Here is a 412-nt window from a genome sequence, read left to right as displayed (position 1 = left end):
TAGGGGAGACCCCGCAGGCGCAAGCCGAGGAGGCTCCCCGACCGCCCGCGAAAAGCGAGTGCCTGGAGTGGCAATCATTACACATACCCCCTTTCAGAAATCCGCTCCCTTTCCGCCGACTGCCTGCCAAGCCTCCTCGGCACAAGCGCCTTTGGGGTCTCGGCTTGCCATTTATTCGGCAGGGGTGTCGCACATTTCTTCCATCCTTTAAGGAATACTGTAAAAAACCATGAAGGATAATCTAGTTTACTTTTAAAATTTTGGTTCGGGGCGAGAGCAATTCGGAACTCCTTTTGATGGAACCGCCGGACTGAAGACGAATTGGAGAAGAAGGGCCAGTTTCCCTACAATATTTCTTTAAGAAAAGTTCCAGTGATTGGAACGTAAGGTACGAGACTCCTGCGGGAAAAGC

Annotated in this window: 1 protein-coding gene; it reads left to right on the top strand. The window is 51.5% G+C overall.

Features of this window, described 5'->3' with window-relative positions; all coding sequences use genetic code 11:
* Positions 1 to 211: hypothetical protein (locus ADA55_RS30375; protein ID WP_226990432.1), on the top strand; the 211-nt coding region annotated here is incomplete at its 5' end.
* Positions 212 to 412: the final 201 nt, after the last annotated feature.

Origin of the sequence: Bacillus sp. 220_BSPC (assembly GCF_001054655.1) — a bacterium.
GTDB lineage: Bacteria > Bacillota > Bacilli > Bacillales > DSM-1321 > Peribacillus > Peribacillus frigoritolerans.
The sequence above is the reverse complement of the archived record's forward strand: the minus strand, read 5'-3'. Positions and strand labels throughout refer to the sequence as shown.